The sequence below is a fragment of the Devosia sp. P1_H9 genome (assembly GCF_056405135.1).
In genome coordinates this window covers 50,678-70,450 of the sequence record NZ_JBFUCQ010000014.1, presented here as the reverse complement: position 1 = coordinate 70,450, position 19,773 = coordinate 50,678, and the positions used below count along the sequence as shown (strand labels likewise).

General features: G+C 64.8%; 18 protein-coding genes and 1 tRNA gene. 6 read left to right on the top strand and 13 right to left on the bottom strand.

Annotated features, from left to right (window positions below; genetic code table 11):
• Positions 1-241: 241 nt before the first annotated feature.
• Both lon and AC1DYL_RS20785 read right to left on the bottom strand, forming a co-directional pair.
• Positions 242-2,686, bottom strand: coding sequence for an endopeptidase La (gene lon / locus AC1DYL_RS20790; RefSeq protein WP_477149446.1), 2,445 nt, complete (start codon positions 2,684-2,686; stop codon positions 242-244).
• Positions 2,687-2,911: 225 nt separating this feature from the next.
• Complete coding sequence (locus AC1DYL_RS20785; RefSeq protein WP_477174618.1) at positions 2,912-4,048, bottom strand: citrate synthase; 1,137 nt, start codon at positions 4,046-4,048, stop codon at positions 2,912-2,914.
• An 88-nt stretch (positions 4,049-4,136) separates the two neighbouring features.
• Between AC1DYL_RS20785 and AC1DYL_RS20780 the strand changes: the two genes are divergently transcribed.
• On the top strand, positions 4,137-5,222 hold the full coding sequence (locus AC1DYL_RS20780; RefSeq protein WP_477174617.1) for a citrate synthase: 1,086 nt from the start codon (positions 4,137-4,139) through the stop codon (positions 5,220-5,222).
• A 148-nt stretch (positions 5,223-5,370) separates the two neighbouring features.
• Here AC1DYL_RS20780 and cysK read toward each other — a convergent pair whose 3' ends face one another.
• The 6 genes from cysK to AC1DYL_RS20750 form a co-directional block, all read right to left on the bottom strand.
• Positions 5,371-6,426 carry a cysteine synthase A gene (gene cysK, locus AC1DYL_RS20775; RefSeq protein WP_477149449.1) on the bottom strand — a complete coding sequence of 352 codons (1,056 nt, stop codon included), beginning with the start codon at positions 6,424-6,426 and terminating at the stop codon, positions 5,371-5,373.
• A 96-nt stretch (positions 6,427-6,522) separates the two neighbouring features.
• Positions 6,523-7,476 (bottom strand): small ribosomal subunit Rsm22 family protein, encoded by a 954-nt coding sequence (locus AC1DYL_RS20770; protein ID WP_477174616.1) that lies wholly within the window; start codon positions 7,474-7,476, stop codon positions 6,523-6,525.
• Positions 7,473-8,318: a patatin-like phospholipase family protein gene (locus tag AC1DYL_RS20765; protein WP_477174615.1), complete on the bottom strand. Its 846-nt coding sequence runs from the start codon at positions 8,316-8,318 to the stop codon at positions 7,473-7,475. Before AC1DYL_RS20765 ends, AC1DYL_RS20770 begins: the two co-directional genes overlap by 4 nt.
• 99 nt (positions 8,319-8,417) lie before the next feature.
• A complete protein-coding gene (clpX, locus tag AC1DYL_RS20760) occupies positions 8,418-9,698 on the bottom strand; it encodes an ATP-dependent Clp protease ATP-binding subunit ClpX (RefSeq protein ID WP_477174614.1) in 1,281 nt (426 codons plus the stop codon).
• Between the two features lie 175 nt (positions 9,699-9,873).
• Positions 9,874-10,497: an ATP-dependent Clp protease proteolytic subunit gene (locus AC1DYL_RS20755; protein WP_477149453.1), complete on the bottom strand. Its 624-nt coding sequence runs from the start codon at positions 10,495-10,497 to the stop codon at positions 9,874-9,876.
• Positions 10,498-10,678: 181 nt separating this feature from the next.
• Positions 10,679-10,909 carry a hypothetical protein gene (locus AC1DYL_RS20750; protein ID WP_477149454.1) on the bottom strand — a complete coding sequence of 77 codons (231 nt, stop codon included), beginning with the start codon at positions 10,907-10,909 and terminating at the stop codon, positions 10,679-10,681.
• A 146-nt stretch (positions 10,910-11,055) separates the two neighbouring features.
• Here AC1DYL_RS20750 and AC1DYL_RS20745 point away from each other — a divergent pair, with 146 nt between their 5' ends.
• Together AC1DYL_RS20745 and AC1DYL_RS20740 are read left to right on the top strand one after the other, a co-directional pair.
• Entirely contained in the window at positions 11,056-12,297 is a 1,242-nt protein-coding gene (locus AC1DYL_RS20745; protein WP_477174613.1) for a cytochrome P450, read from the top strand.
• Complete coding sequence (locus tag AC1DYL_RS20740; protein WP_477174612.1) at positions 12,294-12,662, top strand: hypothetical protein; 369 nt, start codon at positions 12,294-12,296, stop codon at positions 12,660-12,662. Before AC1DYL_RS20745 ends, AC1DYL_RS20740 begins: the two co-directional genes overlap by 4 nt.
• On the opposite strand, the gene AC1DYL_RS20735 is transcribed toward AC1DYL_RS20740, so the two are convergent.
• The 4 genes from AC1DYL_RS20735 to AC1DYL_RS20720 form a co-directional block, all read right to left on the bottom strand.
• Positions 12,659-14,134 carry an NAD(P)H-hydrate dehydratase gene (locus tag AC1DYL_RS20735; protein WP_477174611.1) on the bottom strand — a complete coding sequence of 492 codons (1,476 nt, stop codon included), beginning with the start codon at positions 14,132-14,134 and terminating at the stop codon, positions 12,659-12,661. The two genes, AC1DYL_RS20740 and AC1DYL_RS20735, sit on opposite strands and share 4 nt — an antisense overlap.
• Positions 14,135-14,216: 82 nt before the next feature.
• A complete protein-coding gene (gene tig, locus AC1DYL_RS20730) occupies positions 14,217-15,596 on the bottom strand; it encodes a trigger factor (protein ID WP_477149458.1) in 1,380 nt (459 codons plus the stop codon).
• Between the two features lie 54 nt (positions 15,597-15,650).
• Positions 15,651-15,735: transfer RNA gene (locus AC1DYL_RS20725), tRNA-Leu, on the bottom strand.
• 79 nt (positions 15,736-15,814) lie between these two features.
• A complete protein-coding gene (locus AC1DYL_RS20720) occupies positions 15,815-16,336 on the bottom strand; it encodes a GrpB family protein (protein ID WP_477174610.1) in 522 nt (173 codons plus the stop codon).
• Positions 16,337-16,581: 245 nt separating this feature from the next.
• Here AC1DYL_RS20720 and AC1DYL_RS20715 point away from each other — a divergent pair, with 245 nt between their 5' ends.
• The 3 genes from AC1DYL_RS20715 to AC1DYL_RS20705 all read left to right on the top strand — a co-directional run bounded on the left by AC1DYL_RS20715 (position 16,582) and on the right by AC1DYL_RS20705 (position 19,079).
• Positions 16,582-16,920, top strand: a complete 339-nt coding sequence (locus AC1DYL_RS20715; protein WP_046105125.1) for a P-II family nitrogen regulator — start codon at positions 16,582-16,584, stop codon at positions 16,918-16,920.
• Positions 16,921-16,969: 49 nt separating this feature from the next.
• Positions 16,970-18,379 carry a type I glutamate--ammonia ligase gene (gene glnA / locus AC1DYL_RS20710; protein ID WP_477149460.1) on the top strand — a complete coding sequence of 470 codons (1,410 nt, stop codon included), beginning with the start codon at positions 16,970-16,972 and terminating at the stop codon, positions 18,377-18,379.
• Positions 18,380-18,479: 100 nt separating this feature from the next.
• Positions 18,480-19,079, top strand: a complete 600-nt coding sequence (locus tag AC1DYL_RS20705; protein WP_477174609.1) for a nucleotidyltransferase domain-containing protein — start codon at positions 18,480-18,482, stop codon at positions 19,077-19,079.
• Between the two features lie 19 nt (positions 19,080-19,098).
• Here the strand turns inward: AC1DYL_RS20705 and AC1DYL_RS20700 are convergent, their stop codons facing one another.
• Positions 19,099-19,767, bottom strand: a complete 669-nt coding sequence (locus AC1DYL_RS20700) for a spermine/spermidine synthase domain-containing protein (RefSeq protein WP_477174608.1) — start codon at positions 19,765-19,767, stop codon at positions 19,099-19,101.
• Positions 19,768-19,773 lie beyond the last annotated feature (6 nt).

Below are 19,773 nucleotides of genomic sequence, written 5' to 3'. Positions count from 1 at the left end.
CTAAGTGGTGATCCGTGCCAAGTTGTGCCAGCCCGGTTGATCGACGACGCGGTTCTCACGCGTCACCTCGTGATCGCGGCTCTGCTCACCCCCACCCATCCTCCCCCGGGAGGTGCCCGCTGGTGGTTCTGGCACTATCGAAGCCCTACCCACGATGAGATAGTTGGACGACCCCCGGTCCTGCCACAAACGAAAACGGCGCCCTGAGGCGCCGTTTCCATTTTCATCACTGCAAGCCCGCTTAGTGCGGCAGGCTCGAGCCGGCTTCGTCGCCGTCGACGGTCGGGTCGACCACCGGCACTACGGCCGCCGGCTTGTCGTCGTCGTACTTCCATTCGATCGGCTCGGGCTGGCGGATCAGTGCGCGGCTCAGCACCTCGTCCATCCGGCTCACCGGGATGATCTCCATCCCCTCGGTCACGTTCTTCGGGATCTCCTTGAGATCCCGCGTGTTCTCCTCGGGGATCAGCACGGTCTTGATGCCCGAGCGGAGCGCCGCAAGGAGCTTTTCCTTGAGCCCGCCGATCGGCAGCACGCGGCCGCGCAGCGTCACCTCACCGGTCATCGCGATGTCGTGCCGCACCGGAATACCGGTCATCAGCGAGACGATCGCCGTGGCCATGCCGATGCCGGCGGACGGTCCATCCTTCGGCGTCGCGCCTTCCGGCACGTGCAGGTGGATGTCGCGCGTGTCGAACAGAGGCGGCTTGATGCCGAGATCGACAGCCCGCGAGCGAACGTAACCCGAGGCGGCAGTGATGGATTCCTTCATCACTTCCTTGAGGTTGCCGGTCACCGTCATGCGGCCCTTGCCATGCGTCATCACGCCTTCGATCGTCAGGATCTCGCCGCCGACCGAAGTCCAGGCGAGGCCCGTCACCGCGCCGACCTGCGGCTCGGCATCGATCTTGTCGTTCCGGAAGAATGCCGGCCCGAGATATTCCTCGAGCAGTTCCGGAGTGATGACCACCTTGGTCGACTTCTTGACCAGGATGTCGCGCACGGCCTTCCGCATCAGCTTCGACAGCTCGCGCTTCAGGTTACGGACGCCGGCTTCACGGGTGTAGTTGCGGACCACGGCCATCAGCTGGTCATCGTCGATGACGAATTCCTTGGGCTGCAGGCCGTTTTCCTTCAGCGTCTCCGGGATCAGGTGGCGCCGGGCGATCTCGAACTTCTCCTCCTCGGTGTAACCCGAGAGGCGAATGATCTCCATGCGGTCCATCAGCGGGCCGGGGATGTTGAGCGTGTTCGAGGTGGTGACGAACATCACGTCCGAGAGGTCATAGTCGACCTCCAGATAGTGGTCGGCGAACGTGTGGTTCTGCTCCGGATCGAGCACTTCGAGCAGCGCCGACGACGGATCGCCGCGGAAGTCCTGGCCCATCTTGTCGATCTCGTCGAGCAGGAACAGCGGATTGGACTTGCCCGCCTTCTTGAGCGACTGGATCACCTTGCCGGGCATAGAGCCGATATAGGTCCGGCGATGGCCACGGATCTCGGCCTCGTCGCGGACGCCACCGAGTGCCATGCGCACGAACTCACGGCCGGTCGCCTTGGCGATCGACTTGCCAAGCGAGGTCTTACCAACGCCCGGAGGGCCGACGAGGCACAGGATCGGGCCCTTGAGCTTGCCGGTGCGCGACTGCACCGCCAGGTACTCGAGGATGCGCTCCTTGACCTTCTCGAGGCCGTAGTGATCCTCGTCCAGCACCTGCTCGGCGTAGACCAGGTCGCGCTTGACCTTGCTCTTCTTGCCCCACGGGAGCGTCAGCAGCCAATCGAGATAGTTGCGGACGACCGTCGCTTCCGCCGACATCGGGCTCATCGTCTTGAGCTTCTTGAGCTCAGCATCGGCCTTGGTGCGGGCTTCCTTGGAAAGCTTCGTCTTCTTGATCTTCTCTTCGAGCTCGGTCAGCTCGTTCGAGCCTTCCTCGCCGTCGCCCAGCTCGCGCTGGATCGCCTTCATCTGCTCGTTGAGATAGTACTCGCGCTGCGTCTTCTCCATCTGCCGCTTAACGCGGCTGCGGATGCGCTTTTCCACCTGCAGGACGCCGATCTCGCCTTCCATCAGGCCGAGGATCTTCTGCAGCCGCTCGCTCACCGAAACGGTGCCCAGCAGCTCTTCCTTCTGCTCGATCTTGATCACCAGGTGGCTGGCGATGGTGTCGGCAAGCTTGGAATGGTTGGTGATCTGGCTGACGGCGTTGACCACCTCGGCCGAGATCTTCTTGTTGAGCTTGACGTAGTTCTCGAACTCGGACTGGGCGGAACGCGCCATTGCTTCGAGTTCGGTCTCGTCTTCCTCGGGCTCCGGCAGCGTCGTGGCTTCGGCTTCGAAGTAATCGACGGTCTGCAGGTACTGGTCGATCTTGGCGCGGCGCAGGCCTTCGACCAGCACCTTGACGGTGCCGTCGGGCAGCTTCAGCAGCTGCAGCACCGAGGCGATGGTGCCGGTGGCATAAATCTCTTCAGGCGACGGATCGTCGTCCTGGGCATTCTTCTGGGTGACGACGAGGATGTGCTTGTCGTCGCGCATCACTTCTTCGAGCGCCTTCACCGACTTTTCGCGGCCGACGAAGAGCGGCACGATCATGCCCGGAAAGACAACGATATCGCGTAGCGGCAGCACCGGGTAAACCCGATCGCGATCGATTCCGGCGCCGCCTTGGGTAACGTCCGACATATTTGGTCCTTTCCTGGGCGCAGGGCTCAAAGGGAGGGAAGCGCGAGCCCGCGCCCGTCTAGCAATCGGGCCAGTCCCCACGATGGGCGGCGAGCCTGATTCTGCTGATTAAATAGGGCGCCCTCAGCAAAGGGCAAGTCAACCTACCCGTAATGACGGGTATGCCTGCAATGCGGCGCCACTGTGTGCTGCCGCTGCATCAGCGAAGGGCACGTTGTCGCGGGACTAGACGGTCTGCAGCGCTGGCCCGACATAGCGCGCCCGTGGCCGGATCAACTGCCCGGCAGCCGCCTGTTCCAGCATATGCGCCAGCCAGCCAACCGACCGCGCCAAGGCAAAGATGGTGGCCGGCGCATGGCGCGGCAAGTCGTAGGCGACACTCAGCGCGGCGAGGGCAAAGTCGACATTGGGCCGGTCGCCGATCAGGCGTTCTGCTGCGGTTTCAAGGGCGTGAAATATCGGCGGCGCCTCGATGGCGGCCAGCAACGCCGCGCACCTGATGTCCCCGCCCGGATAGAGCCGGTGCCCGAACCCGGGAACGACGCGCCCTTCGTCCAGCCACTCGCGCAGGGCGCGTGTCGCGCGGCGCGGGTCGGCGCCGATATCGGCGGCGAGCGCCAGCACCGCGGACGCGGCATCGCCGTGCAGCGGGCCGCTGAGCGCTGCGAGGCCAGCCAACGCGCCGGCGGCCAGCGACGAACCTGTGGAAACGGTGACCCGCGCCGCGAAGGTCGAGGTGTTGAGCTCGTGATCAGCCAGCAGCACCAGGGCCCGACGCAGGGCATCAGCCGTCGAGGGACGACCGAGATATTGCGCGAGTCGCTGATGCAGCAGCCCCGCCCCGCTGCCGAGCATGGCGTCGGCAAGGCTGGCGAGAACCGTTCCGGCCTCCCCACGTAACTCGGCTGGAAAACGGCCGTAGCTGGGTGGGTCAGACGCCGCGCGCAGTGCAAGCTGAGCAAAGGCCGCACTCATTGGAGCATCGGTCGGAGCGACGGATGACGCGCGGTGAAGCTCGCAGGGGCCCTGCCATAGGAGGGTCGCGACGTCCTCCAGCGTAGCTGTCGCCGACAGTTCGGCTGCATCAACGCCGCGATAATACAGGCGGCCGCCACTGACGGTGGAGACGGCGGAGGGCAGCACCGGATCACCCCAGCTGATCGCTTCGGAAGCGACTGTCGCCGTGCTGCGGCGGCCCCGGGCCCGCGATGCCAGGCGCTCCACGTCTTCCTCACGATAGAGGCTGCGGCGGGTATCCTGGGGGTCAGGCTTCGCGCGGATCCGGCCGCGGCTGACATTGGCGTAGAGCGACTGCGGCTTCGAACCGAGCCGGGCCAGTGCCTCTGTTGCATTGAGCCACATGCTGATCCCTGACATTGATCCATATGATCAAGATTGACGTCAATGTTAGCGCGCCTACCTTCCTTTGCAAACAGCCAAGGAGGCTCACATGAGCAATGGACTCGAAGACGTCGTCGCAGCCGAAACCGTCCTCTCGGACGTGGATGGGCTGGCGGGGCGACTGATCATTCGCGGCCAGCCGCTGGACGCGCTGGCCGGCCGGGTGAGCTACGAGGAGGTGCTGTCGCTGCTCTGGGACGGGTTTTTCCCCGACTTGCCCCGGGACCTGGCGCCGCCACTCGCCGAGGCGCGGCTCGAAGTCTTCCGCACGCTCGAACGCGAGTTGCCGTTTCTTGCCGGCCGGCCGGTCTATGACGGCGTCCGCGCGCTCATGGCGCGCCTGCCTGACGGCACCGATCTCGATACCGCGCTGCTACTCGCTGCCGCTCCGGCGGTTCTGTTGCCGGCCCTGATCCGGCTGCAGGCCGGCAAGCCACTGCACGCGCCAGATGCCTCGCTGGGCCATGCTGCCGACATGCTCGCCATGCTTGGCGGCGCCAAGCCGGCGCCTGCCATGGCCGCGGCACTCGACGCCTATCTCGTCACCGTCGCCGATCACGGCCTCAACGCGTCCACCTTCGCGGCGCGCGTGGTGGCTTCGACGCTTGCAGGGCTCAACTCGTCGTCCCTCGCGGCACTCGGGGCCCTCAAGGGGCCGCGGCACGGCGGGGCGCTGGGGCCGGTGCTCGACATGCTCGATGCGGTCGGCAAGCCCGAGAACGCCGCGGCCTGGATCGAGAACGAGCTCGCCAGCGGTCGCCGGTTGATGGGTTTTGGCCACCGCATCTATCGCGTCCGCGATCCGCGGGCCGATGCGCTGAAAGCCGCGCTCGACCGGTTGGCCCAGTCGGGCGCCGTCGATACCACACGCATCGCGCTGGCCGGACGTGTCGAGGCCGAAGCGCTGGCGGCGCTCAAGCGCCACAAGCCCGGCCGCGTGCTGGCAACGAATGTCGAGTTCTACCCGGCTTTGCTGCTCGAGGCCCTTGGCTTCCCGCGCGAGACTTTCACGGCGATTTTTGCGGCAAGCCGCATCGGCGGCTGGATCGCCCACGCCAAGGAAGAAGCCGCGAACGGCCGGCTTATCCGGCCGAAGTCGCTCTATGTCGGACCGGTGCCGAGGGTGGCTGCCTAGTTCTCTACTGCCCTCACCCGTCTCGGCTTCGGCGAGCCACCCTCTCCCTCAAGGGGAGAGGGGCGTTGTGGAGCACTGCCCCTCGCTTCCCCCTCTCCCCTTAAGGGAGAGGGTGCCCGAAGGGCGGGGTGAGAAGCAGTCCAGGCTCTTAAGCTGCCACCTTCGGCGGCAGTTGCTGGCCCGGGGTCGAGACTGAAATCGCCTCTTCTTCCGGCGTCATTTCCGCCGGAACGTCGGCGAACAGCGGCGTCGACAGATAGCGCTCGCCCGTGTCGGGGAGCATCGCGAGGATGGTCGAGCCATCCGGCGCGCTTTCTGCGACCTTCAGGGCCGCTGCGAAGGTGGCGCCGGCGGTGATGCCGACGAAGATGCCTTCCTTCTGCGCCAGGTCCATCGAGCACTTCATGCCGTCGGGACCGGCGATGGTCAGCACCTGGTCGAACAGCTTCTCGGTGACCGCCTCGTTGGTGATCCACGGGATGAAGTCCGGGCTCCAGCCCTGGAACGGATGCGGCTTCCAGGCGGAATGGCTGCCGGTGGCAGCGTGGTCGGCCCGGCGCTCCTGGCCTTCGCCGCTGGTCAGCATCGGCGCGCCTTCGGGCTCGGCGACGATGATCTTGGTGTTCGGCATCTTGTCGCGCAGCACCCGGCCGACGCCGGTCAGCGTGCCGCCGGTGCCGAAGCCGGTGACCCAGTAGTCGAGCTTCTCATCGGCGAAATCGCGCAGGATCTCCTGCGCCGTGGTCCGCGAATGCATGTCGGGGTTGGCTTCGTTCTCGAACTGGCGGGTCTGGAACCAGCCATTCGCCTCGGCCAGCGACTCGGCCTTACGGATCATGCCGTTGGCGCGCTCGGCGGCTGGCGTCAGCACCACCTTGGCCCCGAGGAAGCGCATGAGCTTGCGGCGCTCGACCGAAAAGCTCTCGGCCATGGTCACCACCAGCGGATAGCCCTTGGCGGCGCACACCATGGCGAGACCGATGCCGGTATTGCCGCTGGTGGCTTCGATGACGGTCTGGCCCGGCTTCAGCGCCCCGGATTTCTCGGCCGCCTCGATGACGCCAAGTGCGAGACGGTCTTTCACCGAGCCGAGCGGATTGAAGGCCTCGACCTTGACGTAGAGCTTGACGTTCTTGGGACCGAGTTTGTTGATCCGGACCACCGGCGTGTTGCCGATCGTGCCCAGAATGTCTTTGAATTTCATGGTTCGTCCTCTTGCTTCCCCGCTTCAATCGAAGCCTACGCGCGTCACAGGACCGCGACAAGTGAACCTATGGTACGGAATTCAGCCGACGACCTGTCAGCCGATGGCATCGCCCCAGTCGAGCTTCTTTGCTGCCTTGAAGGCCGGCTTGTCTCGGCTCGGCACGACGCGGCCCTCGAGTCCCTCTGGCGCACACACGGCCAGCGTCACCGAGAACTTGTTATCCTCCGGCCGGCGCAACACGCGGCCCTTCGCCGGGGCCCCGATGCCGTCGCGGGTGATGACCAGGTAGCTGAACTTCTCGTCCTCGTAGCCGAGCGTGCCGCCCTTCATCCGCATATGGTCGCGCGTTCGGCTGAGGCGGACCGAGAAGTGGCACCAGTCGGGCTCTACCAGCGGGCACGGCGCTTCGTGCGGACACGGTGCCAGCACCCTGCCGCCGAGCTCAATCAGCCGCTGGCGCACCGCCATCAGCCGCTGGTAGTCACGCGGCCGGCCGGGCTCGATGACCGCGAGGACGCCATCGCAATGCCGCCAGAGCCGCTCGGCTGCGGCCAGCATCTCGGCATCCGGCAGTTCGGTCAGGGCATAGGCACAAGTAACGAGATCGTATCGGGTCTGCTGCTCGAAACGCGACAGGTCGGCCTCCACCAGGGCCGCTCCGGCGAGAGCCGATCCCTCCGCGAGGGTCTCGGCCAAGGCGAGAAAGGCCCGGTTGTGATCCATCAGCGTGGGTGCGACGTCCTCGAACGCTTCCACAACCGCCCAGCCGGCCGTTCCGGGCCCTGCCCCCGCGTCGAGCAGCGTTCGCGGGGCGAAGTCGGGAGCACGCGCCTTGAGCTCGGCGAGCACGGCCGAAACAGCGGCGTAGGTCGCCGGCATCCGGCTCAGCGCATAGGCGATGGCGTCATCGGCGCCGCCGATCACCTGCCGCGAGGCGCCCCGTTGACGGTAGTGCTTGGAAATACGGGTCGAGCTGTCGCCAAGGCCCTTCCGCCCCTCGGCAAGGCGGCGAACGGCGGCAGACAGTTCAGCTGGCAGGTCGGTCACCGGCGCCCGCCTTTGCGCACGCTGTAGGCCAGCAGCGCATCGGTGACCGCCCGCTTGAAGCGATCCTTGTCCCGCTCGGCGTTGTCGACGATCTCGCGCACCCGCCAGAACTCACGGCCGCTGAACGGCCCGACCTCGGCGCGCACATAGACATCCGGCGGATGCTGCAGCACCGTTGCGTCCACGAGCTTCTGCGACATGATATCGGTCGCGACCACCGCAGCATCGGTGATGCTCGGCTCGCGCGTCGGATCGAGCAGTTCCGGGGTTCGGTGCACGTCGATGCCGATAAGCACGTCGCATCTGCCGGCGATGTGCCCGAGCGGCAACGGGTTGCTCACCCCACCATCGATGAAGTAGCGGCCGTTTAGGCTGACCGGCCGGAACAGGCTCGGTATCGCCATCGAGGCCGCGATCGCCGGCCGCAGCGGGCCGCTGTCGAACACGACCTCCTTCCAGGCGTAGAAGTCGGTCGCGACGACATAGAACGGCACCTTCAGCTCGGCGAAATCGTCGGGGAAGCCGTCGGGCAGGAAGGCATTCGCGATCCCCTCGGAGTTGACCTGCACCGAGAGCCCCGAGGCCATCAGCCGCTTGAGGTTCGGCCGGTTGCGGTTCCACAAGGTCGTGGCGATCTGCTGCACGCTGCCCAGCACGCTGTAGGCATGCTCGCGCAGCTCCGCTCCGCTCATGCCGTTGGCCCAACCCGATCCGATCAGTGCGCCGATCGACGATCCGGCGATCACCGAAGGCTTCAGCCCCAGCTCGTCCATCGCCTCGATATACGGGATATGGGCTAGGCCGCGCGCCGCGCCGCTGCCGAGTGCCACACCGATCCGCATCGTTCACCCTCCACGGCGCCCCTTATGCGACCGCCTAGTCCAAAAAGAAAAAGCCCCGCCGGATGAGCGGCGAGGCCTTCGATTCTGTGTCGAGAAGGGTCAGGCGCTGGTGGACAGCGCCTCTTCCTTCTTGCGCTCGGCGTAGATGTACAGCGGACGGACGTCCTTGCCGTTCACCACTTCCTCGCTGATCACCACCTCCTCGACACCGTCGAGCGACGGCAGCTCGTACATGGTGTCGAGCAAGATGCCCTCGAGGATCGACCGCAGGCCGCGGGCCCCGGTCTTGCGCTCGATGGCGTGCTTGGCGATCGCCTTGAGCGCATCCTCGTGGAAGGTCAGCTCGACCTCTTCCATCGAGAACAGCCGCTGATACTGCCGGACCAGCGCGTTCTTCGGCGCGGTCAGGATTTCGATCAGCGCCGGCTCGTCGAGATCTTCCAGCGTTGCGAGGATCGGCAGACGGCCGATGAACTCGGGGATCAGCCCGAACTTCACCAGATCTTCCGGCGCCACGTCCTTCAGCACGTCGCCGACGCGACGATCCTTGGGATCCTTGACCACGGCGGAGAAGCCGATGCCCGAACCTTCCGAGCGCGACTGGATGATGCGCTCGAGGCCGGCAAACGCACCGCCGCAGATGAACAGGATGTTCGTCGTGTCCACCTGCAGGAATTCCTGCTGCGGATGCTTGCGGCCGCCCTGCGGCGGAACGGAAGCGACGGTGCCTTCCATGATCTTCAGCAAGGCCTGCTGCACGCCTTCGCCCGACACGTCGCGGGTGATCGACGGGTTGTCGGACTTGCGGCTGATCTTGTCGACTTCGTCGATATAGACGATGCCGCGCTGGGCCTTCTCGACATTGTAGTCGGCGGCCTGCAGCAGCTTGAGGATGATGTTCTCGACGTCCTCGCCGACATAACCGGCTTCGGTCAGCGTCGTCGCATCGGCCATGGTGAACGGCACGTCGAGGATACGGGCCAGCGTCTGCGCAAGCAGCGTCTTGCCGGTACCGGTCGGGCCGATCAGCAGGATGTTCGACTTCGAAAGCTCGATGTCCTGGTTCTTGGTGGCGTGGTGCAGCCGCTTGTAGTGGTTGTGCACCGCCACGCTCAGCACCCGCTTGGCACGGAACTGGCCGATCACGTAGTCGTCCAGCACCTTGCAGATTTCGGCCGGCGTCGGGACGCCGTCCGAGGACTTCACCATCGAGGTTTTGTTTTCCTCGCGGATGATGTCCATGCACAGCTCGACGCATTCATCGCAAATGAAGACGGTCGGCCCGGCGATCAGCTTCCTGACCTCGTGCTGCGATTTCCCGCAGAACGAGCAGTACAGCGTGTTTTTGGAAGATTCGCCGCTGGTCGTGTCCTTGGACATCCTGTCACTCCTGGGAGTTCGGGCTCCCATCCCGGCTAGAGAAGAACGCTAGCCCCGGATACCTAAACAAAATGTAAGCCCGACCGACCTTAACGGCCAGCCGGGACCCACACAATCACACAAGTGTCACACTCGCGTAGGACGTTGAGATTCACCTTAATAGGTAAAACCTCCATCACGCGTCGGGCGCCGCCCGCTTCTCGAATATCGAGTCGATGATGCCGAATTCCTTGGCCTCTTCGGGGCTGAGGAAGCGGTCACGCTCGAGCGCGTTGTGAATGGCGTCGTAGTCCTGGCCGGTATGCTTGACGTAGATTTCGTTGAGCCGGCGCTTCAGTTTCTCGGTGAACTGGGCGTGGATCAGGATGTCGGTCGCTTGGCCCTGATAGCCGCCGGACGGCTGGTGCACCATGATCGAAGCATTCGGCAGGGCCGCGCGAAGACCCTTCTCGCCGCCGGCGAGGAGGAGCGAGCCCATCGAAGCCGCCTGCCCGATGCACAGCGTCGCCACCGGCGGGCGAATGAACTGCATGGTGTCGTAGATGCCGAGGCCGGAGGTCACGACGCCGCCGGGCGAGTTGATGTAGAGGCTGATTTCCTTCTTCGGATTTTCCGACTCGAGGAACAGCAGCTGCGCCGCAATCAGGGAAGCCATCTGGTCTTCGACCTGGCCGGTCACGAAGATGATGCGCTCCTTGAGCAGGCGCGAATAGATGTCGAAAGCGCGCTCGCCGCGCGTCGTCTGCTCGACCACGGTGGGCACGAGGTAGTTGTAGAAGGTATCGACCGGATCTCTCATTTGGAGATTTGCCCCTTTGAAGGAAGAATCAGCGCTCGCGGCCGACTTCAGGCGATGCCCGCTTAACGGGCGGTAAAGCGACAGATAGGCGCCAATGTGGCAGGCCGCAATAGTCCCATATTCGCGCAACCCGAGGGATCGAGGGAAGCTGCCCGGATGGGGAGGCAGTCCGGTGGGGCGGCTATGCCGCGAAGCTCACCACGACGCCGCGCTTCTTGAAGTAGGACTGCATGGTCTTGCGGCCCTGGCGGTTGTTTTGCGCGAGCTTGGCCGGATCGAACACGGCTTCCTTGGCGCCCTCCTTGGCCATCGCCGCCTTCAGCGCCGCGATGTGGACGTCGATATCGGCGTTGTTCTCGCGCAGCGAGGTATAGATGTTGTCGATCGCTTCGGTCAGGGTGAGGTCGCTCACGGGCTCGAACTCCAATGGGTGTCTGGCGAGGCGTTTAGCCGGTTTTTCCGCTGCGGCAAGTTGTTTCCGCTACCCCTGACGGCTTCCCGTCGGGCCGGATCGCCCTATAGCATGGCTGTCAGTTTCCGTTTCAGCAGGTTCAATCCTTGTCCGTAGCCGCTCCCTTCACCCTCGCCGACCGCCACGCCAACGCCCAGCCCCGCGAGTTCGCCTTCTACCGCGACCCCTATGCCTTCTACGACGCGGTGCACGCGGCCTCGCCGGCCTTCTTCTGGGATAACTACGGGCACTGGTGCTTTGCCGGCTTCAAGGATGTGAGCCTGCTGCTCCGCGACAAGCGCTTCGGCCGGCAGATCCTCCACCTGATGAGCCGCGAGCAGCTCGGCATGGCGCCGCCCAAGGCCCACACCGCCGCCTTTGACCAGACCGAGAAATACACCCTGCTCAACCTCGAGCCGCCGGCCCACACCCGGCTGCGCGCGCTGGTCAACCGAGCCTTCGTTTCGCGCAACGTCGAGCAGTTGCGCCCTCGCATCGAACGGCTGGCCAACAAGCTGATCGACGGCTTCGAGGCCGACGGCCAGGTCGAGCTGCTCCGCGCCTTCGCCGCGCCGGTGCCGGCCATCGTCATCGCCGAGATGATCGGCCTGCCGGCCGACATGGCGATGCAGCTGGTCGACTGGTCCAACCGCATGGTCGCCATGTACATGTTCGGCGTCACCCACGAGACCGAGCTCGACGCCAACCAGGCCTCGATCGAGTTCATGGACTATGTGCGGAAAATGATCGGCGAGCGCCGCCGGCAGCCGCGCGAAGACCTCCTCACCCACATGCTGACCACCGAGATCGACGGCGAGAAGCTGACCGAGGACGAGGTGATCTCGACCACCATTCTCTTGCTCAACGCCGGCCACGAGGCGACGGTCCACACCACCGGCAACGGCGTGAAGGCGATCCTCGAGAGCGGGCTCGATCCTAAGGCGCTGTTCGCCGACGACGAGCAAACCGAAGCCACGGTGGAGGAATGCGTCCGCTACGATGCCCCGCTCCATATGTTCACCCGCTACGCGCTGCAGGACGTGACGCTCGACAACGGCTTGAGCTTCAAGCAGGGCGAAACCATCGGCCTGATGCTCGGCGCCGCCAACCGCGACCCGGCCCGCTTCGTCGTAGCCAACCGGTTCGATCCGTTCCGCAAGGACGGGGCCAATGTCAGCTTCGGCGCCGGCATCCACTTCTGCATCGGTGCGCCACTGGCGCGGATCGAGCTTCAGGTGGCCATGAAGACGCTGTTCGACCGACTGCCTGGGCTGAGGCTGGCTGCCGAACCGCAGTACAAGAACATCTACCACTTCCATGGCTTGGAGCGGCTTGAGGTGGCGTGGTGAGCGACAAGACGCTGGACGATGTGGTCAACGAATTTCCGGACCGTGCCCTCTACCTTGGCGGCGAGGATGGTAGCAAGCCGCCGCGCTATCGCCGGATCGAGGTTGGCGACCCGGCGCTCGGCGAGCCGTTCATTCTGGCAGAGATTGATTTCGACACTGAGGGCTCAGGCGAAGCCAGAGGGCTGACCTGGTGGCCCGCCGGCATGGTGTCGGAAGAGATCCAGCGCGGCGTGCAACTTGAGCTTCCATTGATTTTCAAGGAAGTCCGGATGCTCATGGCCATCAATAGGATCGGCCGAGTGCTTATCACCATCGATCCGTTGATCCCTTGGGACCCGAACTGGGCTCGACTGGTCGAAACCTAGCCGACCATTCCGGCCAGCACATCCGGGATCAATCCCGGCAAGTCCTCCGCGATCAACCCCGGCCCGCCCCAGAGGTTGCCCGCCTCACCGTGGATCCACACACCCGCGCACGCGGCTTCGAACCCCTTCATCCCCTGTGCAAGCAGCCCCGCGATGATGCCCGCCAGCACATCGCCCGAGCCCGCCGTGCCAAGTATCGCCGGCGCGTTGTCGTTGATCACCGCATGCCCCTCCGGCGACGCGACCACCGTGTCGCTGCCCTTCAGCACCACGATGGCGCCGGAGCGCAGCGCCGCCGAGCGCGCCCGGTCGACCTTCGAACCATCCACCTTACCGAACAGCCGCTCGAACTCGCCCTCGTGCGGGGTCATCACCACCGGCCGCTCGGGCTTGGCCTTGATCGCCGAAAACAGCGCCTCCGGACTATCCTTGAAGCTGGTCAGTGCGTCGGCATCGAGCACCACGGCAGCATCGCTCTGCAGCACGACCGACACGTTCGCCTTGGTCGCCTCACCCAACCCCGCCGCGGGCCCGATCACCACTGTGTTGATCCGCTGATCCTGTAGCAGCAGCTGCAGGCTCGCCGCCCCATCTACTGGCTTCAGCATGATCGCCGTGACGTGGTTGGCCTGGATCAGCAGCGACGAATGTGCGCCCGCCAGCGTCACCAGCCCTGCCCCGGCCCGCAGCGCCGCCATCGCCGTCATCCGGCTGGCGCCCGTCTGCAGCGGTCCGCCGGACATCACCACGCAGTGGCCGCGAGTAAACTTGTGGCCCTCGGGATCGAGCCTGGGCAGGCTCCACAGCTCCGGGCCATTGCGGCTGAGGTTCGGCCTGATCTCGCCGAGCACGCTCTCGGGAATGCCGATCTGGCTCAGCACAACCTCGCCGCACCGCGCCCGGCCTGGCAGCAGCAGGTGCCCCGGCTTCAGCCGGAAGAACGTCACCGATACATCGGCCTTAACCGCGACGCCGCGCACCTGCCCGCTCGCCCCGTCAATGCCCGAGGGCACATCCACCGCGACGATCGGCACGCGCATCCCGTTCACGGCCTCGATCAGCTCCGCCAGCCCGCCCTCGATGTCCCGATCGAGCCCTGCACCTAGCAGCGCATCGACGATTATCTTGGCGCCACGCAGCCCATCCGGCCGGGCCGCCTGGATCTGTGCATTCCACAGGTCGGCGAAGAATGCCGCATCGCCCTTCAGCCGGTCGCGTTCGCCGAACAGCGCCACTCGAACCTCGCGCCCGAGTTCCTTGAGCTTCTTGGCCGCAACGAACCCGTCGCCGCCATTGTTGCCCGGCCCGCAGAGGATCAGCACCTGACCTTCGGGGTAGCGCTCCTGCACCACATCGGCGACAGCGTTGCCCGCCGCCTCCATCAGCTTGAACGACTGGATGCCCGATGCGACCGCAAGCGCATCGGCGCGACCCATTTCGGCTGGCGTAAGGAGGACGTGTTCGCTGGTCATGCGCCGACCCTAGCCGCGCCCGCCGAAAACAAAAAGGCCGCCCCGGAAGGCGGCCCTGAACTTGTGATTGGAGTGCACCAGCTTAGTGGTGGTGCTCCTCCGGAACCTCGTCTTCGTCCGAAGCGATGATCTTGCTCAGCTCGGCGCGGGTCATCGGCTTGTCGGTCTTCTTGGCGAGCTCAGTGACGAAATCCACCACCTTGTTCTCGAACACCGGCGCACGGAGCCCGGCGAGGGCCTGCGGGTTCTTGCGGTAGTAATCGTAGACCTGCTGTTCCTGGCCCGGGAAGCGGCGCACTTCGGCGATCAGCGCCTGCTGGTGCTCGTCCTCGGTGACCTCGACCTTGTTCTGGTTGCCGATCTCGGCGACCACCAGACCCAGGCGCACGCGGCGCTCGGCGATCTTCTGGTACTGTTCCTTGGCGGCTTCCTCGGTCGTGCCTTCGTCCTCGAAGGACTTGCCGTGGTGCTCGACCTCGTGGACGACGCGCTGCCAGATGGTGTTGAACTCGGCTTCCACCAGCTGCTCGGGAACGGCGAACTTGTGGCCTTCGTCGAGCTGGTCGAGGATCTGGCGCTTGATTGCCTGGCGGCCCATGGAGTCGAGCGCCGCCTTCATCTGGTCCTTCACGGCGTTGCGCAGGCCCTCGACATTCTCGAGGCCGAGCGACTTGGCGAACTCGTCGTTGAGCTCACCAGCCTTGGGGCCGTCGATGTGGAGGATGGTGACTTCGAAGTCGGCCTTCTTGCCGGCCAGTTCGTCCTGCGCGTAGTCCTTGGGGAACGTGACCTTGACGGTCTTGGTCTCGTTCTTCTTCATGCCCACGAGCTGCTCTTCGAAGCCCGGGATGAACTCGCCCGAACCGACGGTCAGGTGCGCATGGTCGGCCGAGCCGCCGGCGAAAGCCTCGCCCTTGATAGTGCCCTTGAACGAGAGACCGAGACGATCGCCGTTCTCGACGACGCCGTCCTCGCCCTTTTCCTCATAGCCGCGCTGCTGCGCGAAGACGCGCTGCACTTCGGTGTCCACGTCCTTCTCGTCGAGCTCGACGACCGGCTTGTCGACCGCGAGGGTCTTGAAGTCCATCAGGGTGACCGGCGGCAGCACTTCGTAGCTGACGTCAAAGTTGAGGTCGGCATCGCCGTCCAGCACCTTGTTGATCACGTCCTGGTCTTCCGGCAGGTCGACCTTGGGCTGAGTGGCGGCGCGCTCGGAGCGGTCGTCGAGGGTCTTGGAGACCGTCGAGTTGATCGCGTCGGACAGCACTTCGGACATCGCCGAGCGGCCATAGACCTTCTTCAGGTGCGCGGTCGGCACCTTGCCGGGGCGGAAACCCTTGATGTTCGCAGTGCCCTTCAGCTCGTCGAGCCGCGCATCCAGCCGCTCGCTGAGATCCTTCTTCGGGATGACCAGGGAAAGTTTGCGCTTGAGGCCCTCGTTGAGGGTTTCTGTGACCTGCATTGGGGTATCCCGTTAACTTTTCAATTTCGTGTGGCCGGGGTGCGGGTGGCGGGTTGGTGCGGGTGAGAGGGCTCGAACCTCCACGCCTTGCGGCGCTGGAACCTAAATCCAGTGCGTCTACCAGTTCCGCCACACCCGCAAGGTGCCCCGTCGGCCGGGTCGGGTGCATATATGTGAAGAATTGGGGAAGGTCAAAGGGAGAGGTGGAGTGCGGGGTACTACCGCTCCCGTCGCGCCTTGGCGGCCGCGATGAATGCGCCCTTCAGCTCATTGTATCTACCGCGGCCAACCGGCGCTGCGGCGACCGCTCGTTCCTTCTCTTCTGCGTACGCGTCGCGAAGATCGGTATCGGCGCGCAGCGCGTCGCGGAATGCCAGGTTGGTGCGCCAGGAGTGGCCGAGGTGTTCGACAACGTGGACCAGGTGAGTCCGCTCGGTCGCGTCGCGGCCTCGACCGAAGATGTAGTGTCCGGGGACGCCGGCGTTCTCGGCGTAGTCGTAGCCAAGGGCCAGCAACGGATCGTGGCCGAGCTGCCAGTTCTCGAGTGGCGCTACGCCGACGAGAATGTCGAGGATCGGCTTGGCGCGCATGCCCGGGACCGCGGTGGAGCCGTAGTGCTCGATGCCGATGGCCACGCCGGCGAGCGCTGAGGCGAGGCGGTTGCGTTCGCGCTCGAACTCAGCCGGCCAATCCGGATCGTAGTCGACCAGCGCGTTCGTACCGTTCTTCAGCCCGAGCATTTGCCCACTTTCGCTGCAAACCGATCTTTGTCACTGTCCGTTCGCTCGTTCCGGAACACCGAAATGAACAAACCAGCGGCGCGATGCACATCTTTTGTGCATGCGCCTGCAATGACGCCTCGCCTGCAGGATCAGATGTTCGTCGTAGGCGCTTATTTTGGCAAGGTTTTCTTGCCCGCCGGCGAGCTGGCACGGACCCTGCATACAACCGAGCGGCACCCGACCGGTGCCTGTTGGAGGCCTGAATGAAGAAGATCGAGGCTATCGTAAAGCCGTTCAAGCTCGACGAAGTGAAGGAAGCGCTGCAGGAAGTTGGTCTGCAGGGTATCACCGTCACCGAAGCCAAGGGTTTCGGCCGTCAGAAGGGACATACCGAGCTCTACCGGGGCGCGGAATATGTCGTCGACTTCCTGCCCAAGGTGAAGGTCGAGGTGGTGTGCCCCGACGACCTCGCCGAAAAAGCGATCGAAGCGATCCGCACGGCTGCGCAAACCGGTCGCATCGGCGACGGAAAGATCTTCGTCTATTCGATCGAACAGGCTATCCGCATCCGCACCGGCGAATTCGGCGACGACGCGCTCTGAGACGCGCCACGCCCGCCTACATCAACCCAGCCTTACACAGGGGAACTGAATGACCACTGGAGCCGACATCCTCAAGCGCATCAAAGATGAGGATATCAAGTACGTCGACCTGCGCTTCACCGACATGCGCGGCAAGCTGCAGCACGTGACCTTCGACCAGACCATGGTCGACGAAGACCTGTTCGAAGAAGGCACGATGTTCGACGGCTCGTCGATCGCCGGCTGGAAGGCCATCAACGAGTCGGACATGGTGCTGATGCCCGATCCGAACTCGGCCTACATGGACCCGTTCTTCGGCGCCTCGACCCTTGCCATCAACTGCGACATTCTCGAGCCCCTGACCTACCAGCCCTATTCCCGCGACCCGCGCACCACGGCCAAGAAGGCCGAGGCGTACGTGAAGGAGCTGGGGATCGGTGACTCGGTCTATTTCGGCCCCGAGCCCGAATTCTTCATCTTCGACGACGTCCGCTACTCGAACACCACCTACAAGGTGGGCTTCTCGGTCGACTCGACCGAACTGCCGACCAACAACGACACCGAGTACGAGTCGGGCAACACCGGCCACCACATCGCGCTGAAGAAGGGCTACTTCCCGGTTCCGCCGCTCGACAGCGCGCAGGATATCCGCGGCGAGATGCTGGCAGCGATGGGCGCGATGGGCGTTCCGATCGAAAAGCACCACCACGAAGTGGCCTCGGCCCAGCACGAACTCGGCATCAAGTTCTGCCCGATCATCAAGGCGGCAGACTCGGTCCAGATCTACAAGTACGTGATCCAGCAGGTCGCCCAGGCCTACGGCAAGACGGCCACCTTCATGCCGAAGCCGGTCTATGGCGACAACGGCTCGGGCATGCACTGCCACCAGTCGATCTGGAAGGACGGCAAGCCGCTCTTCGCCGGTGACCAGTACGCCGGCCTGTCGATGGACGCGCTCTACTACATCGGCGGCATCATCAAGCACGCCAAGGCCATCAACGCCTTCACCAACCCGACCACCAACTCGTACAAGCGCCTGGTGCCCGGCTTCGAAGCCCCCGTGCTGCTCGCCTACTCGGCGCGCAACCGTTCGGCTTCCTGCCGTATCCCCTTCGGCCAGTCGCCGAAGGCCAAGCGCGTCGAAGTGCGCTTCCCCGATCCGCTGGCGAACCCGTATCTCGGCTTCGCCGCGATGCTGATGGCCGGCCTCGACGGCATCAAGAACAAGATCCACCCGGGCGACCCGATGGACAAGGATCTGTACGAGCTGCCCAAGGAAGAACTGAAGCAAATCCCGACCGTTTGCGGCTCGCTCCGCGAGGCGCTCGAGAGCCTCGACAAGGACCGCGACTTCCTCAAGGCCGGTGGCGTGTTCGACGACGACCAGATCGACAGCTATATCGAGCTGAAGATGACGGAAGTGATCAAGTTCGAGCACACCCCGCACCCGGTCGAGTACGAGATGTACTACTCGGCGTAATCGCCGACACGATCGACGAATTGAAAGGGCTCCCTCGGGGGCCCTTTCTTCTTTTCTTGCCCAGCGCTATCGATCCGCCTTCGATCGCTCTGGAGCTCCGATGTCGAGCCGCTGGCGCCAAACCTCACCCCAGGAACTTGCCGGTTGGCTCTCTGGCGCAAGTGTGCCGTGGGCAATTGCCGGCGGCTGGGCGCTCGACCTGTGGCTTGGCGAGACCACCCGCGAGCACTCCGACATCGAGATCGCCTGCTTCCACACCGACCTGGCAAGGCTCCTGCCCTCGCTTCAGGACTTTGAGGTCGCCATTGCCCGCAACAAGCAATTGACGCCGTACCGGACCGGCGAACCCCTGCCCGCACCGCCCTTTAGTCTGTGGCTGCGCCGGGTCGGCGAGCTTCTGTGGGACTTCGAAATCGTCGCCGAATCCCAACGGGATGGCGCCTGGGCCTATCGACGCGACCCCACCATCCAGCGACCGATCCAATCGACTTTCACGACCTCCACGCTGGGGTTCCCCATCATCGCTCCCGAGATTCAGCTGCTCTACAAGTGCAAGGAACCTCGCCCGAAGGATCTCGAGGATCTGCGCCGCTGCCTGCCGCACCTCCAAGGGAACGCGATCGGCTGGCTTCGTTCCACGGTCGCCTTGGCGCACCCGGAGTTCCTGGCGACTCTTGAGGATATCGTCGCGGCGGGATGACGCCGCCACACGGGGTCGCCTACACCCTCGTCGCCACCCAGATCACGTGCCGCGCGCCCTTGCCGCCGTGCGCGCGGGCTTTCAGTTCCTCGACCTTCATCCCCGATTGCTGCAGCCGCTTGGTGAAATGCGCGTCCGGGGCAACCGACCACACCGCGAGCATCCCGCCGGGCCGCAGCGCTGCCTTGGCGGCGGCGATGCCACCGTGGCTGTAGAGCCGGTCATTGCCGGGGCGCGACAGGCCTTCCGGGCCATTGTCGACATCGAGCAGGATGGCATCGAACTTCTGCGCGTCGCCGACCATGACGCCGCCGACGTCACCCTGCCGCAGCGTCACGCGCGGATCGTCGAGACTGTCGCCGTGGATGGTGGCTAGCGGCCCGCGGGCCCAGGTGACGATCTCCGGCACCAGCTCTGCAACCACCAGCTCCACGTCCGACCGAAACGCCTGAAGCGCCGCGCGCAGGGTAAAACCCATGCCGAGCCCGCCGATGAGCACCCGCGCTTTCGGCCGGCCGCCGATGCGCTCGGCGGCAATCGTCGCCATCACTTCCTCCGAGCCGCTCAGCCGGCTGCTCATCAGCCCGATCGTCCCGGCGAAGATAGTGAACTCCTGGCCGCGCTGCATCAGCCGGAACTCATCACCCCCCGGCACCTTCGCCCGACCCAGCTCAATCCACGGCAGCACAGCAGT